This is a genomic window from Micromonospora sp. NPDC005161 (assembly GCF_053599855.1).
This window is the reverse complement of record NZ_JBSFYQ010000004.1, coordinates 90,793-109,535: the sequence shown is the minus strand read 5'-3', so window position 1 is coordinate 109,535 and position 18,743 is coordinate 90,793. Positions and strand designations below refer to the sequence as shown.

Below are 18,743 nucleotides of genomic sequence, written 5' to 3'. Positions count from 1 at the left end.
AGGCGACGTTACTCGTTGAGGAAGCCGGAGATGCGCTCGCGCAGATCCGCGCGTTCCGTCCAGAGCACGCCGGGCCGGTCGTACACATGCAGGGTGGCCTGGGGCAGCGCGGCGGCGAGCTGCTCGGCCACCTCGACCGGATGCAGGTCGTCGCCCGCGCAGCCGATCACCAGGGCCGGCGCGGCGACCGCCGACAGGGCCGTGGCGTCGCGCAGCGGCGCCTGATCCGGCAGGGTGGCCAAGCCGTCGGCCAGACCGTCGCGGAGCAGCTGGTCGAGCCGCTGCCGCAGGTACGACCAACCGGCCGGAGTGTTACGGACCGCCGTCGGCAACTCCAGCGAGACCACGTCGGCGACCGCCGAGGCGTCGCCGCTCTCGACCGCCTCCAGCAGGTCCGTGACGCGTTCCCGAGCGACCGGGCCGCGCGGCTGGTCGAGCACCGCCGGCAGGAAGAAGACCAGTTTCTCGAAGCGCTCCGGGCTCTCGGCCAGCAGCCGGCAGAGCGCGCCCGCGCCGAGGCTCGCCCCGAACGCGCGGCTGGCTCCGCCGAGATCCGCGATGGAGCGCAGGTCCCGGGCCAGGTCCAGGTAGCTCCACGGCCCGGCCGGCGCGTCGGAGCGGCCGTGCCCACGGAACTGGAAGAACACCTTGCGGCCGGTCACCCCACTGCCGAACGGGCGGGTGGTGGCGATGCCGTTGCCCAACCCGTGCGCGAACACGGTGACCGGATCACCGGTGCCGGTGACCAGCCGCTCCAGCCGTACGCCGTGCGGGGTGGTGACCAGCTCGGTCTCGGGCTCAGGCAGCGCCGGCCGACCGGTACGCGGCCCGCCCGGGCCGGGGCCCCAGGTGCGGGGCCCGCCGTCCGGCGGGGGTGGCCAGCGGAAGCCTCTCACCAGAACCCTTTGCCGTCGCTCAGGTCGCGCAGGCCGACCCGGACGTCGAGCAGGTAGATGAGCGCGGCGGCGATGCCGATCAGTCCGAATAGGCTGATCGGACCGAAGCCGAGCAGAGTCAGCACCAGGCACACCGCCAGGATGGCGATCCAGCCACCCTTGGGCAGCGTCCCGATTGCGGGGAAGGCGTCGGAGCGCTGCGTCACGGCGTGCACCAGCGCGACACCCTGGATGATCAGCGCGAAGACGAGCAGGATCAGCTCGATCACGTAGCGGACTTCGAACGCGAAGATCGGCGCGGCGTTGGCCATGCCGGCAAGCTTATGTCGACGACCCCGACTACGTCCGACAAGGACGCCGTCGGGGTCGTCGACAGCACGAACTACTTGGCAGCCGGACGGGTCCGCTTGGTGACCCGGGGCAGCTTCGCCGACGGGGTCACGGCGGGCTTGGCGGCCTTCGGCGCCCGGGCGGCCTTCTTGACGGCGGCCGGCTTGGCCTCGGCGATCTCGGCCACGTCGGCCGGGGTCGGCACCTCGACCGGGGTGGCGGCGGCCGGGGCGGTGGCCTCGACCGGCGTGGCGGCCGGCGTCACGGCCTCGGTCGCCTCGATGTCGGCGTTGACCGTCTCGGCGGCCTCCAGCACGCCGGCGCCGACGACCCGCTCACCGCGGGCGACCAGTGCGCCGTACGCGGCGAACGCCCGCTCCTGTGCGGCCTGGGCACCGGCGACGACCACCGCGGCGTTGCGGGTGGCGGCGGCGCGCAGCCGGTCCAGGTCGGCCGACTCGCGCAGCTTCGCCAGGTCCAGCTCGGCCTGGGCCCGGCCACGCAGGCTCTCGGCGGTCTCGTTGGCGGTACGCAGCGTCTCGGTGGCCTTCTGGCGCAGCTCGAAGCCGGTCAGCACGGCCCGGCCGCCCAGGTCGGCGACGACCCGGGTGCCGAGCACGCCGACCACGGCCGGAAGCTTGCGCAGCTGCTCGAGCGCCAACTCCCCGGCGCCAGCGGCGGCGTAGATCGGGGCGGGGATGCGGTTGGTCTTCGGCTCGGTCATGAGGTCTCCTCTTCGGCCGCGTCGGCGGCCTTCCGGACCGCCGGACCGGCGGCCTTCTTCTCGGGGGTGCTGGTGCTGGTCGGGGCGGGTGTGTTGCCCGCCTCGGTGACGGCAACCGACTCGATCACGGCCTCGGTCGGGGTGCCGCTGGCGGTGGTGGGGCCGGTGGCCGCCAGGTTGGCCACATCGGCCGGCTGATCGGCGACATCGGTCGGGGTGGTCACGTCGCCGGTGGTGTCCGTGCCGACGCCCTCGGCGGCGGCCTGGGCCTCCGCCAACCGGGTGTTCTCCCGGCGGAACGTCTCGTAGATCTGGCTGAGCGACTGCTTCTGGGCCATCGTCAGGTCGGGGTCCACCGCGATGGCGGCGAGCACACCGTGGCCCTCCTTGTCGTCGAGCAGCCCGGCGCGCAGGTACATCGCGGGAGTGGAGACCCGCAGCGCACTGGCCAACTGCTGGAGCACCTCGGCGCTGGGCTTGCGCAGGCCGCGCTCGATCTGGCTGAGGTACGGGTTGCTGACCCCCGCCTGCTCGGCGAGCTGCCGCAGCGAGATCTTGGCGTTGCGCCGCAGATCGCGGATGAACCCGCCGACGTCGGGGAGGTCCTTCGGTGTGGCCATGACAGCGACGCTAACCGCCCTTGCTAACTCTTGCAAGCAAAATGCTAGCCAGAGTTAGCAAGGTCTCAGCAACCTGCTTGCGTGCGGCTCGCACGATCCGTACCGTCCGTCCGTGGACAAGATCACAGTCAATGGAGCAATCATCGCGTACGACGAGGCCGGCAGCGGTTCGCCCGTCGTGCTGCTGCACGCCGGCATCGCCGACCGCCGGATGTGGCGGGGCCAGCTGCCCGCGCTCGCCGCCCGGCACCGGGTGATCGTCCCGGACCTGCGCGGCTACGGCGACTCCGAGCTGCCTCCGACGCCGTTCGCCCACCACGACGACGTGGTCGGCCTGCTGGACGCACTCGACCTGCCCCGGGCCGCCCTGGTGGGCTGCTCCTTCGGCGGGTCGGTCGCCATCGACACCGCCCTGGCCCACCCGGACCGGGTGAGCGCGCTCGCGCTGTTCGACACGGCGGTCTCCGGGAACGAGTGGTCCGAGGAGGCCAACGACCTCTGGGACGGCCTGGTCGGCGAGGTCGACCCCGACGACTTCGTCGCTAGTGCGGCCGGCGAGGTGCGGTTCTGGGTGGTCGGCCCAGGTCGTCAGCCGGCCGACGTCGACCCCGGGCTCATCGCGTTCGCGCAGGAGATGGACCAGCGCGCGCTCGCCGCCGAGTTGGCGCTCGGCGCGGTGGAGGTGGGCGAGCTGACGCCGCCGGCGATCGGCCGCCTCGGCGAGCTGCGGATGCCCGTCCTGGTCACCGCGGGAGCCGCCGACGTGCCGGACATCAGCCGCCTCGCCGACCGGATCGCCGCCGAGGTGCCCGGCGCGGTACGCCCGCCCGACGTGCCGGACGCGGCGCACCTGCTGCCGCTGGAGCGCCCCGAGCCGGTCAACGCCGCCCTGCTCGACTTCCTGACCTGATCCACCCGGCTCCGCCCGCCGGCCCGGCACACCGGACCGGCGGGTTGGCGGTCACCAGAGCGGGCGGACCGCGCCGACCGGGACGCCGCCGCCGAAGAGCGGCATCTCGGCGTACTCGGCCAGCACCGGGGCGTCCACGCCGAGCCGGCGCAGCGCGGAGACCAGCACCGGCATCCTGGCCCGGTCCGCGCCATCGTCGATCTTCAGCGCGACGGCGCCGACGCCCGGCAGCCCCACCGCGATCACGCCCTCGGCGCCGACCTTGGCCAGCAAGCCCGGTACGCCGCGCATCAGCCGGGTGTCGTCGGCCCGGGTGCCGCCGACGATCTCCGGGTGGGCGCGCATGGCATCGGCCACCGCACGCGGCACCGAGCCGGGCTCGGCGTCGACCAGCCGGAGGTACGCCCCGGCCAGGCCGGTGAGCGACACCGCCAGCACCGGAGCTCCACAGCCGTCCACTCCCACCGCTGCCGCCTGCTCAGCGGTGAACTCCTCGATGGCCGCCCGCAGCCGCTGCTGCAACGGGTGCTCCGGCCGCCAGTAGCCGTCCAGCGGCCACCCGGCCGCCTGGCAGGTCAGCAGCATGCCGCTGTGCTTGCCGGAGCAGTTCATCTGCACCCGGGTCGGGCCGCCACCGGCTCGCAGCACGGCCTCGCGGGCCGCCGCCCCCACCGGCAGGTCGGGCGGGCAGTGCAGGGCCGAGGCGTCCAACCCGGCCCGGTCCAGCAACGCGCCGACCCGAGCCAGGTGGAACTCCTCACCCGCGTGGCTGGCCGACACCAGCGCCAGGTCGGCCGGGTCGGTCAACGGCAGGCCGGCGCGGAGCATCCCGATCGCCTGCATCGGCTTGCTGGCCGAGCGGGGAAAGATCGGTGCGGTCACGTCCCCGGCGGCGGCCACCGGCACACCGACGGCGTCCAGCACCACCACCGAGCCGCGGTGCATACCCTCGACGAACCCGGACCGGACCACCTCGGCGAGCGGCGCGCCGCCCTCGTACGTCTTTCCCACGTGCTGGACGGTACCGACGGTCCGGAGGTGCCCGTCGGCGGGGTGACCTGGTCGTCCACCGCCCGGGTGACAGGGGCGCCGGACGGGCTCGGCCTTACAGCCCCAGCAGCTCGCGGGCCTCGGCGGTGGTCAACGGGGGACGCTGGGCGAGCTGGGCGAAACCGACCGCGCGGGCGACCAGTTGCATGTTGGACTCCACTGGGCGGCCCTTGGCGTACGTCACGGTGTCCTCCATCCCGACCCGCAGGTGCCCGCCGGTCGACAGCGACGCCAGCATGACCGGAATCGTGCTGCGGCCGATGCCGGTGGCCGAGAAGGTGGTGCCCTCGGGCAGGTCACGCAGCATCCGGTGCGCCGCCACCAACGTCTCGGTGGTGCCCGGCATGCCGCCCGGCACACCCATCACGAAGTCGACGTGCACATGCCCTCCGGCCGGGGGCCCGTACTTGCCGAGCAGCCGCTGCAACGCGGACAGGTGGCCGAGGTCGAAGATCTCGTACTCCGGAACGATCCCGCGTTCCTGCATCCGGGTGTGCAGGTCGACGATGAACTCCCAGCGGTTGAGGAAGACGTCGTCGCCGAAGTTGACCGTGCCCATGGTGCACGAGGCCATGTCCGGCGCGGCGTCGAGCACGGCGAGTCGGGAGGCTTCCGGGTCGGTCACAGCACCGCCGGAGGAGAGCTGCACGATCAGGTCGGTGCTCTCCCGCAGCGCCGCGACCGTCTCCCGCAGGCGCACCGGGTCGAGGGTCGGCCGCGCCGCGTCGTCGCGGATGTGGACATGGATCACGGCGGCGCCGAGCGCCTCGCACTCCTTGGCGGTGCGCAGCAGCTCGTCGAGCGTCACCGGCAGCGCCGGCACCTCCGCCTTGGCCGACTCCGCGCCGGTCGGGGCCACCGTGATCAACGTCCCTGTCGTCATGCCGGCGATCCTAGACGGCCCGGTCAGGACGGGTCGATCGCCGCCGCCGTCGCGCCGATCAGCAGCGCCGCGTCCTCCGGGACGTTCCGCTTCAGCACCGCGAGCGCGATCTGGCCGAGCTCGTGGTGCAGCACGGCGGTGCCGACGAAGCCGACGGCCCGGCCGTCGAGGGTCACCGGAGTGCCGGCGGTCGGCGGCTGGTCGGTGGTCACTCCGTCCAGGTGCAGCAGCACCAGGCGGCGCGGCGGTCGGCCCATGTTGTGCACCCGGGCCACCGTCTCCTGCCCCCGGTAGCAGCCCTTGTCCAGGTGCACCGCCGGGCCGATCAGGTCGACCTCCGCCGGGATGGTCCGGTGGTCGGTGTCCACCCCGACCCGGGGTCGCCGGGCGGCCACCCGGATCGCCTCGTACGCCCAGAGCCCCGCGACCGGCACGCCCGCGCCGCGCAGCTCCGCCACCACCTGGTCCATCGCCGATCGTGGGACCAGCAGATCCACCCCGAGCGGGCCGCGCCGGGCCCAGCCGCCGACGGGCAGCGGCCGTACGTCGTACCGAACGCTCGCCCGCGGTGGCACGGCGCCGGCCGCGAACTTCGGACCGGGCACCGCGACCAGGTCCGGTGCGGCCAGCCCGGTCACGCCGAGCGTGCCCAGCGCGTCCGGCGCCGCCGGCCCGACCAGCGACAGCAGAGCTCGCTCGCCGGTGGCGTCGCGGGGCTCGACCTTGCTGAAGAACCGCATCTTCTCCAGGTACGCCAGCAGGTCGCCGGTCGCGCCCGGCTCGGTGTCCAGCCAGGTGGTCTCGCCGTCCTCGGCGACCAGGGCGTGCTGCTCGACGTGCCCGTGCGGGGAGAGCACCAGGAGCTCGGTGCCCTCGCCGGCGGCCAGCGTCGCCAGGTGCTGCGAGGTGATCGTGTGCAGCCAACCGGCCCGTTCCTCCCCGGGCACCGCGATGATCCCCCGGTGCGACCGGTCGACCAGGCCGACCTCGGTGTCCAGGATGCGCTGCTCGCGCAGCGGGTCACCGTAGTGCGCGGCCACCCCCCGCACTCCGGCCGCGGCGTGCGCCGGCTCCGGCTGGTCGCGGCTGGCCTCGTCGATGCTCTCGACGGCCACCGCTCCCGCGATGTCGATCATTTCTGGTCCCCGTTCTCGCAGCGTTCGCAGACGCCGAAGAGCGACACGTGCCCGATGTCCACCCGGAACCCCCGTTGCGCGGCCAACTGGTCGGCGAGCGGACGGAGCAGCTCCGGATCGATCTCGTCGATCGCGCCGCACTCCCGGCAGACCAGGTGGACGTGTTGGTGCTCACCGGCCGCGTGGTAGGTCGGCGAGCCGTGCGAGAGATGGGTGTGGGTCACCAGGCCGAGCCGTTCCAGCAGCTCCAGCGTGCGATAGATGGTGGTGATGTTGACGCCGGCGGCGACCTCCCGGACCGCGGTGTGCACCTGCTCCGGGGTGGCGTGGCCCAGATCGAGCACCGCCTGGAGGACGAGCTGCCGCTGGGCCGTCAGCCGCAGCCCACGGGCCCGGAGCATTTCCGCGAGGGAGGATTCGGACACCGTCCGATCATAGTTCGGCAACCATGCCGACCGCCGCGCGCCGACGGACCGCCGCTACGCTCGACGGTCATGGTGCTGTCGTCCGTCGGAAAGGTCGCGGCCGATACGACCGCGCGGATCGCCATGCTCGGGCACGGCCCGGTGCCGGCCGGCGAGCCCGTGCTCCGCGGCGACGACCTCGGGGTGCTCCGCGGCGACGGCCTCTTCGAGACCATGCATCTGCGCCGGGGCCGGCCGTGGCTGCGCGACGAGCACCTCGCCCGGCTGGCCGCGGCGGCCGCCGCCGTCGAGCTGCCCCTGCCATCCGCCGCCGCGCTGATCGAGCTGCTCGACACGGTGTGCGCGGGGTGGCCGGCGCAGGTGGAGGGGGCTCTGCGGCTGGTCTGCACCCGGGGCCCGGAGGCCGGCGGCCCACCGACCGTCTACGCCACCCTGGCCGAGGTGCCGGCGTCGTCCCGCGCGGCCCGCCGGGACGGGATCAGTGTGGCGACCCTGCCGCTGGGGGTGCCCGCCGACGCGCGCACCGGGCTGGACTGGCTGCCGGCCGGGATCAAGTCCACCTCGTACGCGGTCAACAGCGCCGCCCGCCGTTGGGCCAACCGGGCGGGGGTGGACGACGTGCTCTGGATCTCGTCGGACGGCTACGCGCTGGAGGGCCCGACCGCGAACGTGGTGTGGCTCACCGGCGACACGCTCTGCACGGTGCCCGCCGCCACCACCGGCATCCTGCCCGGCACGACCGCCGCCTGGCTGCTCGGCCACGCCGGCGAGTTGGGCCTGACCGCCGCCGAGCGGATGGTCACCCCGGCCGAGCTGCACGACGCGGACGGCATCTGGTTCAGCTCGTCGGTGCGCGGGATCACCGAGGTGCGCACCCTGGACGGGGTACGCCGAGACCGGTCCCCGCGCACCCCCGCCCTGCACGCCCTGCTGGGTTTCGCCGTCGCCTGAGGGTCAGCCGCCGACCCGAACGAGCCGGGCGGAGAGGTGAGCGCTGAGCGGGTGCCCCATCGCGGCCATCTCCTGGGCGTAGAGCAGCGCACCCTCGACGATGCCGAAGAGCCGCTGCCCGCCGGTCACCTCCTTGGCGGTCGCCGTCCGGACCACCGCGTCGGTGGCGAACTCGACCTGGGTGCCGGTGCGCTTGCCGAGGTGCAGCTCCATCACCCCGTTCGGGGTGGTCAGCAGGGCCTCCAGCTCGTCGGTGGCCCGGCCGTCCACCAGCACCGGCCGCCACCAGCCGACCTCGCGCCCGGCCGGGCGGACCGGCTGGCTCTGCTCGTCGAGGATCCAGGCCCGCGACTCGTAGTGCAGGAACGGCCGACCGTCGTGGCTGATCCGGATCTCCTGCGCGTAGTCGAAGTCCTCGATGGTGGGGAAACCGCCCTTGCCGCGGCCGCGCCACAGCCCGATGTAGGGCAGCAGGCCGTCCAGCGCGGGGTGCAGCTTCGGACCGACCCGCAGGTCGTGACTCTCCTCGAACGGGTACGGGTCGACCGGCGGCGCGTTCAGCCACGGGGGCTGCAGCGGGTTCTCGTCGCTCACCAGTGTCACCAACGTCCTCTCGATATGCGTACGGCGAGGTAGACCAGGCCACCGGCGAGCCCGCCCAGGCCGGCGACCAGCAGGCTGACGAACCCGATCTCGGTAACCATCCCGGCCATCCTATGCTGGGCCCCATGGCCCGCTCTCTCGTCGTCAAGGCCACCGCTGGGGCGGACGCCCCGGAGCGGTGCGCACAGGCGTTCACGGTCGCCGCGACCGCGGTCGCGGCCGGGGTGGACGTGTCGCTCTGGCTGACCGGCGAGTCGACCTGGTTCGCGCTGCCTGGCCGCGCCCAGGAGTTCGAGCTGCCACATTCGGCGCCGCTGGCCGAGCTGCTGCACGTCATCCTGACCAGTGGCCGGGTGACCGCCTGCACCCAGTGCGCGGCCCGCCGCGAGATCGGACCGGACGACGTGCTGCCCGGCGTCCGGATCGCCGGCGCCGCGGTCTTCGTCGAGGAGTCCCTGGCCGAGGGAGCGCAGGCGCTGGTCTACTGACCGGCGGCACGCCTCGGCGGCCGGTCGGGGCGGAGTGCGGATACCGACCCGACATCTCGGACGGCTGCCTACGATTCGGGTGTGACCGAGGTGACGGAGAGGTTCTTCGAATCGCTGCCGGCGCGGGCCCCGGCGGTCCTCGGTGGCCTGGCGGACGGCACCCTTCAGATCGACCTCACCACCGACGACGCGACCGAGCACTGGCTGGTTCGGATGCGGCCGGGATCGGTCCAGGTCAGCCGTCACCGCGGGCCGGCCGACGCCATCTGGTACAGCAGCGCGGCCCTGTTCGACCGGCTGGTGACCGGCGAGGCCCAGGGGGTCGCGGCGGTGCTGCGCAACGAGAGCACGTTCAGCGGGAACGTGGTGCTCTTCCTGGCCTTTCGGCGGTTCTTCCCCGACCCGCCGGGCACCCGCGACCCGCGCGAGGTGGCCCGGAAGCAGGCCGGGCGGCAGGCGTGAAGGATCTGGTCAGCATCCTGGACGGCAACACCTTCCTGGTCAGCGACCGGACGGGAGACATCGAGCCGTCCTATGACTTCCCGACCGGGCTGTTCTCCTTCGACACCCGGTTCCTGTCCAACTGGGTGCTGACCGTGAACGGCGAGCGGCTGCACACCCTCTCGATGGACGACTCCGAGTCGTACCGGACGAAGTTCTTCCTCGCTCCCGGCGAACCCACCCACTACCTCGACGCCAAGACATCGGTGATCCGCAACCGGGCGATCGTCGGCAGCTTCGAGGAGGTGCTGACCGTGCTGAACCACGCGGGAGAGGAGGTCGAGTTCACCGTACGGATGGAGATGGGAGCCGACTTCGCCGACCTGTTCGAGATCAAGAACGCCCGGCAGAAGCGGGGGCGGACGACGGTCACGGCGGCCGACAACGAGCTGCGGCTGACGTACCGGCGGGAGGCGTTCCACCGGGAGACGGTGATCAGCTCCAGCATGCCGGCAACGGTCGACGCGGCCGGAATGACCTTCCGGATCCGAATCCCCCCCAACAGCGAGTGGCAGACCCGGTTGCACGTGTCCACCATCGTGTACGGGGCGCGGGGGGAGGACATCCGGGCCACCCTGCCGTACGGCGGCAGCCGTAGCGCGGACGTCATCCGCGCCGAGCAGCAGGAGCTGATCGACCGCGCGCCGAAGCTCGGCTGCGACTGCGAGCCGCTGGCCGGGGCGTACCGGCGCAGCCTCAACGACCTGGCCGCGCTGCGCTACGAGTCGATCACCCTGGGCGTACGGCTGCTCGCCGCCGGGCTGCCGTGGTTCATGACCCTGTTCGGCCGGGACAGCATCATCACCTCGTTGCAGGTGCTGCCGTTCCTGCCGGAGCTGATCCCGCCGACCATCCTGATGCTGGCCGGGTTGCAGGGGCACCGGGTGGACGACTTCCGCGACGAGGAGCCGGGCAAGATCCTGCACGAGCTGCGATACGGGGAGACGGCCGGTTTCGAGGAGCAGCCACACTCGCCGTACTACGGGTCGGCCGACTCGACGCCGCTGTTCATCATCCTGCTCGACGAGTACGAGCGCTGGACCGGCGACGCCCAACTGGTCCGGCGGTTGGAGCCGCACGTGCGGGCGGCACTGAATTGGATCGACACCTACGGTGACCTGCTCGGCACCGGCTACCTCTGGTATCAGACCCGCAACCCGGAGACCGGCCTGAAGAACCAGTGCTGGAAGGATTCCTGGGACGCCATCTCGTACGCCGACGGTCGGATGCCCGGCTTTCCCCGAGCCACCTGCGAGTTGCAGGGCTACGCGTACGACGCGAAGATGCGGGCCGCCCGGCTGGCCCGGACGTTCTGGGGGGACCCGGCCTACGCCGACCGGCTGGAACGGGAGGCGGCCACCCTCAAGCAGCGGTTCAACCACGACTTCTGGATCGCCGACCGCGGGTACTTCGCGCTCGCCCTGGACGCCGACGGCCGGCAGGTCGACGCGCTGTCGTCGAACATCGGGCACCTGCTCTGGAGCGGCATCGTCGACGAGTCCCGGGCCGGCAAGGTGGTCGAACACCTGCTCGGGCCGCGACTGTTCTCCGGCTGGGGGGTGCGGACCCTCGCCGAGGACCAGAGCCGGTACAACCCGATCGGCTACCACGTGGGCACCGTCTGGCCGTTCGACAACTCGATCATCGCCTGGGGGCTGTGGCGGTACGGCTTCCGGGACGAGGCCGGGCAGATCTGCAGCGCGATGCTGGCCGCCTCGCGCTACTTCGGCGGACGGCTGCCGGAGGCGTTCGCCGGCTACGCCCGTGACCTCACCGACTACCCGGTGGAGTACCCGACCGCGTGCAGCCCGCAGGCCTGGTCGACCGGCACCCCGCTGCTGCTGCTGCGGGTGATGCTGGGGCTGGAGCCGCAGGGCGAGCACCTGATCATCGATCCGGCCGTGCCCCCGGGCCTGGGCCGGGTCGAGTTGCTGGACATTCCCGGCCGGTGGGGTCGGATCGACGCGCTGGGCCGCAGCCGCGACCCGGAGTAGCCGCCGGGCGGCTGACCCTGCCGGGGGCGCCCGGCTCAGCCCGGACAGCCGACGGTGGCGGCCAGCCGGGCGGCGTCCGGCGTGAGTTCGGCCAGCACCGTGACCGGGCCCGCGCGGTACGCGTACACCGGAGGGTTGTCCAGCAGTGGGGCGCCGCCGGCCAGCGGGGTGAGCCCGCCGGCCGACCCGGCGGCGCCGGGACCGGCGGCGGACCGCGCGGTACGGGCCAGCACGCCGCCCGGGCAGGGCGCGGTGACCAGCTCCGGGGCGGCGTCGGCAGGCTGGCCGAGTGCTCGCAGCGCGGCCGTCAGGGCGGTGGCCTCCGGGCCGGCGTCGGTGGCCGGCGGCGGCGCGTAGCCGGAGCCGACCGGCCGACAGCCGGTGTCCACGGTCAGGCGGATCCGACCGTCCCCGGTCGGCCGGCCCTCGACGGCGACGAACTCCCCGGCGTCGGCGCGCAGCTCCGGGCCGTCCAGCCCGGGCCCGACCCCGGCGCGCCAGCTCGCGGGAAGTCGATCGGCGATCCCGGACAGCACGGCCCGCTCGGTGCCGACGGCCGCGAGCACGCCGACCTCACGCCGCAGCGTGGCGCCGTCGGCCAACGGGGTGACGCGGCAGCCTGACTCGACCCGCGCCGGCCCCAGCTCCAGCAGCCCGGCCGCGCCGGACGCCCGGGCCAGCTCTCCGACCGCCCGGTCGACCACCGGACCGGCCTGGTCGAGGGAGCGCTGCTCCCGCACGGTCGGTGCGTCGTCGCGGACCGACGTCCAGGCGAGCACGGCCAGCAGTACGGCCCAGACCGCGGTCGCGACCAGCAGCCAGCGCCGCCGCCAGGCAGGTGCCGGGGCGGCGGGACCGGTCGACGGGGCCCACCCCGTCCGGACAGCTCCGCTCACCCGGCCATGGTGTCACGGGCGGTCCGACGGCGATCGACGGAGTCGGGCGCGCTGGCGGTCAGGCGGGCCGGGGCGGCGGATCGATGCGGTAGCCGACCCCCCGCACGGTGTGCACCCGCGGCCCGCCCGGCAGGGCGCGCAGCTTGTGCCGGAGTCGCTTGACCGCGGAGTGCAGGATCGCGGTGTCCCCCAGGTACGCGCCGTTCCAGATGGCTGCGAAGAGCTGTTCGTAGCTCCACACCACCAGCGGCGGGCCGATCAGCCGGGCGAGCAACTCCCGCTCGGTGCGGGTGAGCGGGAGCGGATCGCCACACCAGGTGACCAGGTGACCGGCGCGGTCGACGACCAGCTCACCCCAGCTAACCGGCCCATGCTGGGCCGCGGGTGGGCCTACGGGCGCGATGGTCAGGGCCGCACCCCGGGGCGGCGACGGGAGCAACATCGCCCGCAGCTCGGTCAGGTCGGCGCAGCTCACCACCGGGCCGACCCCGTCGAGCTGGCGCACCACCCGCTCGCGCATCGAGACGTCCGCACTCACGCAGACGACGATCGGGACCTCTTCACCGGACACGCCGCCTCCACCCGCACCAACCGTATTGAGCGTGACTTCCACCCGACGATAGTGACGCATGCCGATGGATTCTGGGGGGCCGACCCGCGATCAGGATAGCGCCGCGTCACTGACCAGGCACTGACCGGCGTTATGCATTGAGCACCGCCAGGGACACGGCGCCGGTGGCGCAGACGCCACCGGTATCTGAGGCGAAACCTCCGGGGCCGCTCACCCTCGCGGGTGAACGGCCCCGGCCGAGCGGAGGGTGGGTTGTCAGGCGACGGTGACGCTGACCTCGTTGATGCCCCGGCCGGCGGTGACGGCGGTGTCGCCGTTGCCGTGCCGGGACAGGGCCCGCAGCGTCCAGGCACCCGGCGCGGCGAAGAACCGGAACTGGCCGGCCGCCGAGGTGACCACCTCGGCCGTGAACTCGCCGGTCGAGTCGAGCAGCCGGACGTACGCGCCCGGCACCGCCTCGTCCGCCGCCGAGCGGACGATGCCGGTGATCACGGTTTCCTTCTCCAGGTCCAGGCTGGCCGGCAGGGGCGCGGCCTGGTCGGGTGCGGCGCAACCCGCAGCGGTGGGAGCGGTCATCGTCAGGCCTCCCCGGGCTCGTCGCCGAGCGCGACCGGCACGCCGACCAGCGAGCCGTACTCGGTCCAGGATCCGTCGTAATTCTTGACGTTGCGGTGGCCGAGCAGCTCCTGGAGGACGAACCAGGTGTGCGAGGAGCGCTCACCGATCCGGCAGTAGGCGATGGTCTCCTTGCCGTCGTCGAGGCCGGCGTCGCCGTAGATCTTGCGGAGCTCGTCGTCGGACCGGAAGGTGCCGTCCTCGTTGGCCGCCTTGGACCACGGGACGCTGATCGCGGTGGGGATGTGACCGGCCCGCTGCGCCTGCTCCTGCGGCAGGTGGGCGGGGGCGAGCAGCCGACCGGCGAACTCGTCGGGGCTGCGTACGTCGACCAGGTTCTTCGTGCCGATCGCGGCGACGACCTCGTCGCGGAAGGCCCGGATGGAGGTGTCCGGCTCCTGCGCGACGTACTGCGTCGCCGCGCGGGTCACCGTCTCGGTGACGAGCGGGCGCGCGTCCAGTTCCCACTTCTTGCGACCGCCGTCGAGCAGCTTCACGTCGCGGTGGCCGTAGAGCTTGAAGTACCAGTAGGCGTACGCGGCGAACCAGTTGTTGTTGCCGCCGTACAGGATGACGGTGTCGTCGTTGCTGATGCCCCGCTCGGAGAGCAGCGCCTCGAACTGGGTCTTGTTGACGAAGTCCCGGCGGACCTGGTCCTGCAGGTCGATCTTCCAGTCGATCTTGATGGCACCGGCGATGTGGCCGGTGTCGTAGGCCGAGGTGTCCTCGTCGACCTCGACGAAGACGACGCCCGGGGCGTCGAGGTTCTTCTCGGCCCACTCGGCCGAAACGAGTGCGGTGTCGCGACTCATCGAATCACTCCCTGGTGAGGATGGATGGTGAGCCAACGCGCGAGATCGATGGATTGAACTGTCGCACCACGCGCGGGACCCAGCGGAAGGACGGGATCACGGGTTCGTGCGACGGCGCCGCTGCCGGGCTTTCGGTGGGATCACCGGAGGGTGCAAGGACCCTGCGTGCCGGTGGCCGCCGTCAGGCGGCCGGAAACAGCCCCGCCGTCAGATGACGGGGCGACACAGGCAGGTGGCCACGCGGCACAGGTCGACCGCGCGCCGTTTGGTGAGGTGGGTCCCCATGGCCACGGAGCCTACCAGCCAGTGACGGGGCTGCCACCGGGTCGACCAGCATCCGGGAATCGCCCGGGCGGCAGGCAGGGCCGGCATCTGATCGCCGGCGGCGCGCTCAACCCGCGGAGTTGATCGGCACGTTCTTCGCGTCGGCGGTGACCGCGAGCCCCTCGGGCAGCGGCCGGACCTCCCGGACGGCGAGCTGGAACGGCAGGTCGGGCAGGGGCACGTCGACGGAGATGCCCTTGGCGTAGTTGTTCAGCAGGGTGCGGGCCAGCGGCAGGTTCGGCAGGCCTGCGGCGTCCAGATCGTTGAAACGCAGGGCGACGGCACCGCTCTCGGCGACGGTGACGTCGGCGGTGCCGCTGACGGTGAGCTTCTGGCCGAGGATGTCGACCGGGGCGGTGACGGTGAGCTTGCCGCCCTGCTCGCCGAGGGTGAGCCCGGGTCGGTCCAGCAACGCGGCGAGACTGTCGTAGCTGATCGTGCCGGTGCCGTCGACGGTGTCCGCCACGACGTCGCCCTGACCGGTGCGCAGGGTGTCCAGTGACGCCCGCACGTTACGGGCGTCCACATCCAACACCGGCAGCCGCACGGCGTCGCCCTCCACCGAGGCCTGCACGTCCCGCAGCTTGATGGAGATCCGCTGGTAGCGGCCGTCCAGCACCTGGGTGAGGAACGGAGTCCCGCCGACCTCGACGTCGGGCTCGGCGGACTGCGCGCCCTGCTTGGTGACCTCCTGGCTCACCCGGTCGGCGATGGCCCGCTCGGCCACCCCGACCGCCACCCGGTCGGCGATCACCAGCAGCACCGCCACCAGCACGAGCAGGACGACCAGGCCGACGAGCAGCTTGCGACCGCGCCTTCGGGGACGGGCTTCGTCCGCCGGATACTCCTGGGCCACGCCGCCGCCTCCTGTCTCCTGCCGCCGCGGTGCGACGGGCCGTTCGTACCGGCGCCGCAGGGCGGCGCACCCGTAGGTACCCGACCGGCTCCGGGCTCAACCGTGGCTCAGAGGAAGAGCATGCACATGGCGTACGCGGCCGGGGCGGCCAGGGCGAAGCCGCCGAGCGGACCCTGCATGTGCCGGGCTACCCACATGGTGGGTGGTTCGCCGGCCATCAGCCGGCCCGCCTCGGCGTACCCGACAGCGAGGTCGGAGAGCACGGCGGTGACCGCCGCGACCAGGCCGATCACCGCGGCCCGGGTGGGCGTGAAGGGGGCCACCAGGTAGCTGCCCAGAAGCGCGCTGATCAGCGTGCCGACCATCGCGCCGACGACCACGCCGGCGGCGCCCCGGGGCACCTGCGGGGCCAGCCGGGGCCAGGGCAGCACCGCGTCGGTGAGCCGGGCGACGGTCAGCGCGACTCCGCTCGCGGTCAGGCAGACCGTGATCGCCTGGGTGCCGGCGGGGATCCGGCTGAGCACGATCAGGGTGCCGAAGGCGACCACTCCGACCACGATGAGCAGCGTGGCGCCGAGCGAGTCGGTGACCCGGACCCGGTCGACCCGGCGGACCAGCTGACCGAGCACCGCGGCGAGGAACCCGCCGGCTGCCAGGTAGCCCAGCGGCGCCAGGCCGGCGATGTCGGTCTGCACCGCGGCGATGTCGGCGACCGCGGCGACCGCGGCGCTGATCCCGGCGACCAGCAGCAGCGCGGGTGGGCGCATGGCCATCGTCCAGGCGAGCACGAACAGCAGCTGGACGCCGAAGATGATGAAGGCGAACGGCAGCCGGTGACCGGGGCCTGAGGTCTGCGCGCCGAGCACCAGGCCGACACCGAGCAGCGCCGCGAAACCGGCGATCGTCAGCGCCAGCGGGCGGCGCACCTCGACCGGGGGTACGACCTCCTCCTCCGGCTCGTCGATCTCGTCCTCGGAGCGGCGGGCCGGCTCCCCGGCTCGGCGGGCACGGCGGGGCCCACCCCGTTCACGGCGTTCGCCGTCGGTGACGGGCGGCCCGGTGCGCGGCACGGGCGGGTGGCCACGGGTCGGGGCGGCCGGGCCCGGGCGGGGCCCGTCGGGCGAGGTGGAAGGAAACACGCCCCGATCGTGCCAGACCGACCGCCCGACGCGGTGGTCACGGGTTTCAGCAGCGTTAAAACCTGCGCCACGATCAGGGGCAAGGGCGGACAAACGGGAAACGATCCGAGGGCGCAACCGAGGCGATCAGTTACGCTCAACCCGTTACCCGCCCGTCAGCGACGCCGGGACCACGCAAATTTCTCAGCGCACGTTCCGTGAGTGTGTCTGGTCGCGTGCGGCCGCGTGCCGCCGGGACGGAGGTGATCGTGGAGATCCTGCTGCTGGTGACCGCACGCGCAGGGGAACCGTCCGCTGTGCTGCCGGCACTCGACCTGCTGCCGCACTCGGTCCGCACCGCGCCGCGTGACGTCCGCACCCTGGTCGCCGGCCCCAGCCCGGACGCGGTCATGGTGGACGCGCGGTCGGAGCTGAGCGAGGCCCGCGCGACCTGTCGCATGCTGCACGCCACCGGGCTCGGCGTGCCGCTGGTCGCGGTGGTGACCGAGGCCGGTCTGATCGCGTTGAACGCCGACTGGGGGGTCGACGACGTCATCCTCGCTTCGGCCGGCCCCGCCGAGGTGGAGGCGCGGCTGCGGCTCGCGGTGGGTCGGCTGAGCAACGCGACCGCCGGCGCCGGCGGCTCGATCCGGGCGGGCGAGCTGACCATCGATCCGGACACCTACGCCGCGAAGCTGAAGGGCCGTCCCCTCGATCTCACCTACAAGGAGTTCGAGCTGCTGAAGTTCCTCGCGCAGCACCCGGGCCGCGTGTTCACCCGGGACCAGCTGCTGCGCGAGGTCTGGGGGTACGACTACTTCGGCGGCACCCGCACGGTGGACGTGCACGTCCGGCGGCTGCGCGCCAAGCTCGGCTCGGAGTACGAGTCGATGATCGGCACCGTCCGCCAGGTGGGTTACAAGTTCGTCGTTCCGCCGTCGCGGTCGCTGCCCGAGGCGGAGCACGCGCCACTGCCCGTCTGACCTCACGTCACTCGGGGGACGGTTCCCCGTATGCCCTTTTTGCGCAGCTCGTCAGTTCTATTCTGACTGCCGGGTTTGTCGGAGAAAGGGGCGACGGTGCGCGCAGTGACCACGGGGGCGACGGGCCGGCGTGACCGGCCAGCCGGGCGGAAGCCATGACGCCGAGCAACCCGACCGTCCGGGCGGCGGGAATCGTGACGGTGGTGACGGTGGCGCTGCTCGGCTCGGCGTACGTGCTGGGCCGCAGCCTCATCCCCGACCAGCCCCAGCGGCAGGCCACCGGGGTCACCGCGAACGCCGACGAGCCGCACTACGCCGACCAAGCCCCCGGCGACAAGCCGAGCGGGACCCCGACCTCCGGTCCCAGCGGCGGCCCCACCGACGCGGGTCAGGACGGGTCGGGGCGGGACGCCCAGGGTGACCAGCTGTTCGGCGCGCACTCCACCACCGGCAGCGAGCGGCTCGCGCTGACCTTTGACGACGGACCGGACCCGCGCTACACCCCGCAGGTGCTCGCCACGCTGCGCGAGTTCGACGTCAAGGCCACGTTCTGCGTGGTCGGCGAGAACGCGCAGGACCACCCCGATCTGATTCAGGCGATCGTGGCCGACGGACACACCTTGTGCAACCACTCCTGGCACCACGACGTCACGCTGGGCAACCGTTCGGCGGACATGATCCGCGCCGACCTGTCGCGGACCAACGAGGCGATCCGGGCAGCGGTGCCGGACGCGCCGATCGTCTGGTACCGCCAGCCCGGCGGCGCCTGGACCTACCCCGTCGTGTCGGTGGCGCAGCAACTCGGCATGACTCCGCTGCACTGGTCGGTGGACCCGTCGGACTGGGAGGCACCCGGCGCCGGCAAGATCGCCGCATCGGTTGTCACCCAGGTCGAACCGGGCTCGGTGGTCCTGCTGCACGACGCCGGCGGGGACCGGCAGGGCACGGTGGACGCACTGCGCCGGATCCTGCCCGATCTGACTCAGCGGTTCGAGCTGGAGGCGCTGCCCGCCGATCCGACGTGAGCCGCCCCGCACCACGGCCTGGGATCCCGGCG

Annotated in this window: 24 protein-coding genes; 7 read left to right on the top strand and 17 right to left on the bottom strand. The window is 73.0% G+C overall.

The features are described 5' to 3' along the window. Positions 1 to 8: 8 nt before the first annotated feature. From ACWD5O_RS05770 to ACWD5O_RS05755, 4 genes are all read right to left on the bottom strand, one after another. Positions 9 to 896: an alpha/beta fold hydrolase gene (locus tag ACWD5O_RS05770; RefSeq protein ID WP_450084689.1), complete on the bottom strand. Its 888-nt coding sequence runs from the start codon at positions 894 to 896 to the stop codon at positions 9 to 11. After that, positions 893 to 1,207, bottom strand: coding sequence for a DUF2516 family protein (locus ACWD5O_RS05765; protein WP_030327754.1), 315 nt, complete (start codon positions 1,205 to 1,207; stop codon positions 893 to 895). Before ACWD5O_RS05765 ends, ACWD5O_RS05770 begins: the two co-directional genes overlap by 4 nt. Positions 1,208 to 1,278: 71 nt before the next feature. Next, complete coding sequence (locus ACWD5O_RS05760; protein WP_450084688.1) at positions 1,279 to 1,950, bottom strand: hypothetical protein; 672 nt, start codon at positions 1,948 to 1,950, stop codon at positions 1,279 to 1,281. Continuing rightward, positions 1,947 to 2,570: a helix-turn-helix domain-containing protein gene (locus ACWD5O_RS05755; protein WP_450084687.1), complete on the bottom strand. Its 624-nt coding sequence runs from the start codon at positions 2,568 to 2,570 to the stop codon at positions 1,947 to 1,949. Before ACWD5O_RS05755 ends, ACWD5O_RS05760 begins: the two co-directional genes overlap by 4 nt. 112 nt (positions 2,571 to 2,682) lie before the next feature. On the opposite strand from ACWD5O_RS05755, the gene ACWD5O_RS05750 reads away from it, so the two are divergent. Then, entirely contained in the window at positions 2,683 to 3,480 is a 798-nt protein-coding gene (locus ACWD5O_RS05750) for an alpha/beta fold hydrolase (protein WP_450084686.1), read from the top strand. A gap of 51 nt (positions 3,481 to 3,531) precedes the next feature. On the opposite strand, the gene ACWD5O_RS05745 is transcribed toward ACWD5O_RS05750, so the two are convergent. From ACWD5O_RS05745 to ACWD5O_RS05730, 4 genes are all read right to left on the bottom strand, one after another. Then, on the bottom strand, positions 3,532 to 4,491 hold the full coding sequence (locus ACWD5O_RS05745; RefSeq protein WP_450084685.1) for an asparaginase: 960 nt from the start codon (positions 4,489 to 4,491) through the stop codon (positions 3,532 to 3,534). A gap of 94 nt (positions 4,492 to 4,585) precedes the next feature. Continuing rightward, the gene (locus ACWD5O_RS05740) at positions 4,586 to 5,413 is read right to left on the bottom strand and encodes a 3-keto-5-aminohexanoate cleavage protein (RefSeq protein WP_450084684.1); all 828 of its coding nucleotides are present in this window, start codon (positions 5,411 to 5,413) and stop codon (positions 4,586 to 4,588) included. 23 nt (positions 5,414 to 5,436) lie between these two features. Beyond that, the gene (gene ygfZ / locus ACWD5O_RS05735) at positions 5,437 to 6,549 is read right to left on the bottom strand and encodes a CAF17-like 4Fe-4S cluster assembly/insertion protein YgfZ (protein ID WP_450084683.1); all 1,113 of its coding nucleotides are present in this window, start codon (positions 6,547 to 6,549) and stop codon (positions 5,437 to 5,439) included. Then, positions 6,546 to 6,974, bottom strand: a complete 429-nt coding sequence (locus ACWD5O_RS05730; RefSeq protein ID WP_089018784.1) for a Fur family transcriptional regulator — start codon at positions 6,972 to 6,974, stop codon at positions 6,546 to 6,548. The genes ygfZ and ACWD5O_RS05730 overlap by 4 nt, the downstream gene beginning before the upstream one ends. A 69-nt stretch (positions 6,975 to 7,043) precedes the next feature. Between ACWD5O_RS05730 and ACWD5O_RS05725 the strand changes: the two genes are divergently transcribed. Beyond that, positions 7,044 to 7,925 carry an aminotransferase class IV gene (locus ACWD5O_RS05725; protein ID WP_450084682.1) on the top strand — a complete coding sequence of 294 codons (882 nt, stop codon included), beginning with the start codon at positions 7,044 to 7,046 and terminating at the stop codon, positions 7,923 to 7,925. A 3-nt stretch (positions 7,926 to 7,928) separates the two neighbouring features. On the opposite strand, the gene ACWD5O_RS05720 is transcribed toward ACWD5O_RS05725, so the two are convergent. Both ACWD5O_RS05720 and mtfM read right to left on the bottom strand, forming a co-directional pair. Then, positions 7,929 to 8,519 carry an FABP family protein gene (locus ACWD5O_RS05720; RefSeq protein WP_354963576.1) on the bottom strand — a complete coding sequence of 197 codons (591 nt, stop codon included), beginning with the start codon at positions 8,517 to 8,519 and terminating at the stop codon, positions 7,929 to 7,931. 5 nt (positions 8,520 to 8,524) lie between these two features. Continuing rightward, positions 8,525 to 8,629 carry a small membrane protein MtfM gene (gene mtfM / locus ACWD5O_RS05715; RefSeq protein WP_030327764.1) on the bottom strand — a complete coding sequence of 35 codons (105 nt, stop codon included), beginning with the start codon at positions 8,627 to 8,629 and terminating at the stop codon, positions 8,525 to 8,527. 12 nt (positions 8,630 to 8,641) lie between these two features. Between mtfM and ACWD5O_RS05710 the strand changes: the two genes are divergently transcribed. The 3 genes from ACWD5O_RS05710 (at position 8,642) to ACWD5O_RS05700 (ending at position 11,511) form a co-directional block, all read left to right on the top strand. Further along, a complete protein-coding gene (locus ACWD5O_RS05710; protein WP_387324435.1) occupies positions 8,642 to 9,016 on the top strand; it encodes a DsrE family protein in 375 nt (124 codons plus the stop codon). Between the two features lie 81 nt (positions 9,017 to 9,097). Continuing rightward, complete coding sequence (locus ACWD5O_RS05705) at positions 9,098 to 9,478, top strand: SCP2 sterol-binding domain-containing protein (protein ID WP_354963574.1); 381 nt, start codon at positions 9,098 to 9,100, stop codon at positions 9,476 to 9,478. After that, positions 9,475 to 11,511: an amylo-alpha-1,6-glucosidase gene (locus tag ACWD5O_RS05700; protein WP_354963573.1), complete on the top strand. Its 2,037-nt coding sequence runs from the start codon at positions 9,475 to 9,477 to the stop codon at positions 11,509 to 11,511. Before ACWD5O_RS05705 ends, ACWD5O_RS05700 begins: the two co-directional genes overlap by 4 nt. Positions 11,512 to 11,546: 35 nt before the next feature. On the opposite strand, the gene ACWD5O_RS05695 is transcribed toward ACWD5O_RS05700, so the two are convergent. The 7 genes from ACWD5O_RS05695 to ACWD5O_RS05665 form a co-directional block, all read right to left on the bottom strand. Then, positions 11,547 to 12,407, bottom strand: coding sequence for a hypothetical protein (locus ACWD5O_RS05695; RefSeq protein WP_354963572.1), 861 nt, complete (start codon positions 12,405 to 12,407; stop codon positions 11,547 to 11,549). Between the two features lie 58 nt (positions 12,408 to 12,465). Continuing rightward, a complete protein-coding gene (locus ACWD5O_RS05690; RefSeq protein WP_354963571.1) occupies positions 12,466 to 12,978 on the bottom strand; it encodes a winged helix-turn-helix domain-containing protein in 513 nt (170 codons plus the stop codon). A gap of 255 nt (positions 12,979 to 13,233) precedes the next feature. Further along, positions 13,234 to 13,554, bottom strand: coding sequence for a DUF1416 domain-containing protein (locus tag ACWD5O_RS05685; RefSeq protein ID WP_089018777.1), 321 nt, complete (start codon positions 13,552 to 13,554; stop codon positions 13,234 to 13,236). Between the two features lie 2 nt (positions 13,555 to 13,556). After that, positions 13,557 to 14,405 carry a sulfurtransferase gene (locus tag ACWD5O_RS05680; RefSeq protein ID WP_354963570.1) on the bottom strand — a complete coding sequence of 283 codons (849 nt, stop codon included), beginning with the start codon at positions 14,403 to 14,405 and terminating at the stop codon, positions 13,557 to 13,559. 207 nt (positions 14,406 to 14,612) lie between these two features. After that, entirely contained in the window at positions 14,613 to 14,690 is a 78-nt protein-coding gene (locus ACWD5O_RS05675) for an Ms5788A family Cys-rich leader peptide (RefSeq protein WP_310503780.1), read from the bottom strand. A gap of 106 nt (positions 14,691 to 14,796) precedes the next feature. Continuing rightward, positions 14,797 to 15,585, bottom strand: a complete 789-nt coding sequence (locus ACWD5O_RS05670; protein ID WP_354963569.1) for an LmeA family phospholipid-binding protein — start codon at positions 15,583 to 15,585, stop codon at positions 14,797 to 14,799. Between the two features lie 107 nt (positions 15,586 to 15,692). Further along, positions 15,693 to 16,724 (bottom strand): hypothetical protein, encoded by a 1,032-nt coding sequence (locus ACWD5O_RS05665; RefSeq protein WP_387324427.1) that lies wholly within the window; start codon positions 16,722 to 16,724, stop codon positions 15,693 to 15,695. Between the two features lie 242 nt (positions 16,725 to 16,966). Between ACWD5O_RS05665 and ACWD5O_RS05660 the strand changes: the two genes are divergently transcribed. Both ACWD5O_RS05660 and ACWD5O_RS05655 read left to right on the top strand, forming a co-directional pair. After that, positions 16,967 to 17,686, top strand: a complete 720-nt coding sequence (locus ACWD5O_RS05660) for a winged helix-turn-helix transcriptional regulator (protein WP_181518701.1) — start codon at positions 16,967 to 16,969, stop codon at positions 17,684 to 17,686. A gap of 155 nt (positions 17,687 to 17,841) precedes the next feature. After that, a complete protein-coding gene (locus ACWD5O_RS05655) occupies positions 17,842 to 18,711 on the top strand; it encodes a polysaccharide deacetylase family protein (protein WP_354963568.1) in 870 nt (289 codons plus the stop codon). Positions 18,712 to 18,743: the final 32 nt, after the last annotated feature.

Coding starts and splice junctions, on each gene's coding strand:
- ACWD5O_RS05765 (WP_030327754.1), bottom strand. CDS start 1,207: ATGGCCAACGCCGCGCCGATCTTCGCGTTCGAAGTCCGCTACGTGATC.
- ACWD5O_RS05760 (WP_450084688.1), bottom strand. CDS start 1,950: ATGACCGAGCCGAAGACCAACCGCATCCCCGCCCCGATCTACGCCGCC.
- ACWD5O_RS05755 (WP_450084687.1), bottom strand. CDS start 2,570: ATGGCCACACCGAAGGACCTCCCCGACGTCGGCGGGTTCATCCGCGAT.
- ACWD5O_RS05740 (WP_450084684.1), bottom strand. CDS start 5,413: ATGACGACAGGGACGTTGATCACGGTGGCCCCGACCGGCGCGGAGTCG.
- ygfZ (WP_450084683.1), bottom strand. CDS start 6,549: ATGATCGACATCGCGGGAGCGGTGGCCGTCGAGAGCATCGACGAGGCC.
- ACWD5O_RS05725 (WP_450084682.1), top strand. CDS start 7,044: ATGGTGCTGTCGTCCGTCGGAAAGGTCGCGGCCGATACGACCGCGCGG.
- mtfM (WP_030327764.1), bottom strand. CDS start 8,629: ATGGTTACCGAGATCGGGTTCGTCAGCCTGCTGGTCGCCGGCCTGGGC.
- ACWD5O_RS05710 (WP_387324435.1), top strand. CDS start 8,642: ATGCTGGGCCCCATGGCCCGCTCTCTCGTCGTCAAGGCCACCGCTGGG.
- ACWD5O_RS05685 (WP_089018777.1), bottom strand. CDS start 13,554: ATGACCGCTCCCACCGCTGCGGGTTGCGCCGCACCCGACCAGGCCGCG.
- ACWD5O_RS05680 (WP_354963570.1), bottom strand. CDS start 14,405: ATGAGTCGCGACACCGCACTCGTTTCGGCCGAGTGGGCCGAGAAGAAC.
- ACWD5O_RS05675 (WP_310503780.1), bottom strand. CDS start 14,690: ATGGGGACCCACCTCACCAAACGGCGCGCGGTCGACCTGTGCCGCGTG.
- ACWD5O_RS05655 (WP_354963568.1), top strand. CDS start 17,842: ATGACGCCGAGCAACCCGACCGTCCGGGCGGCGGGAATCGTGACGGTG.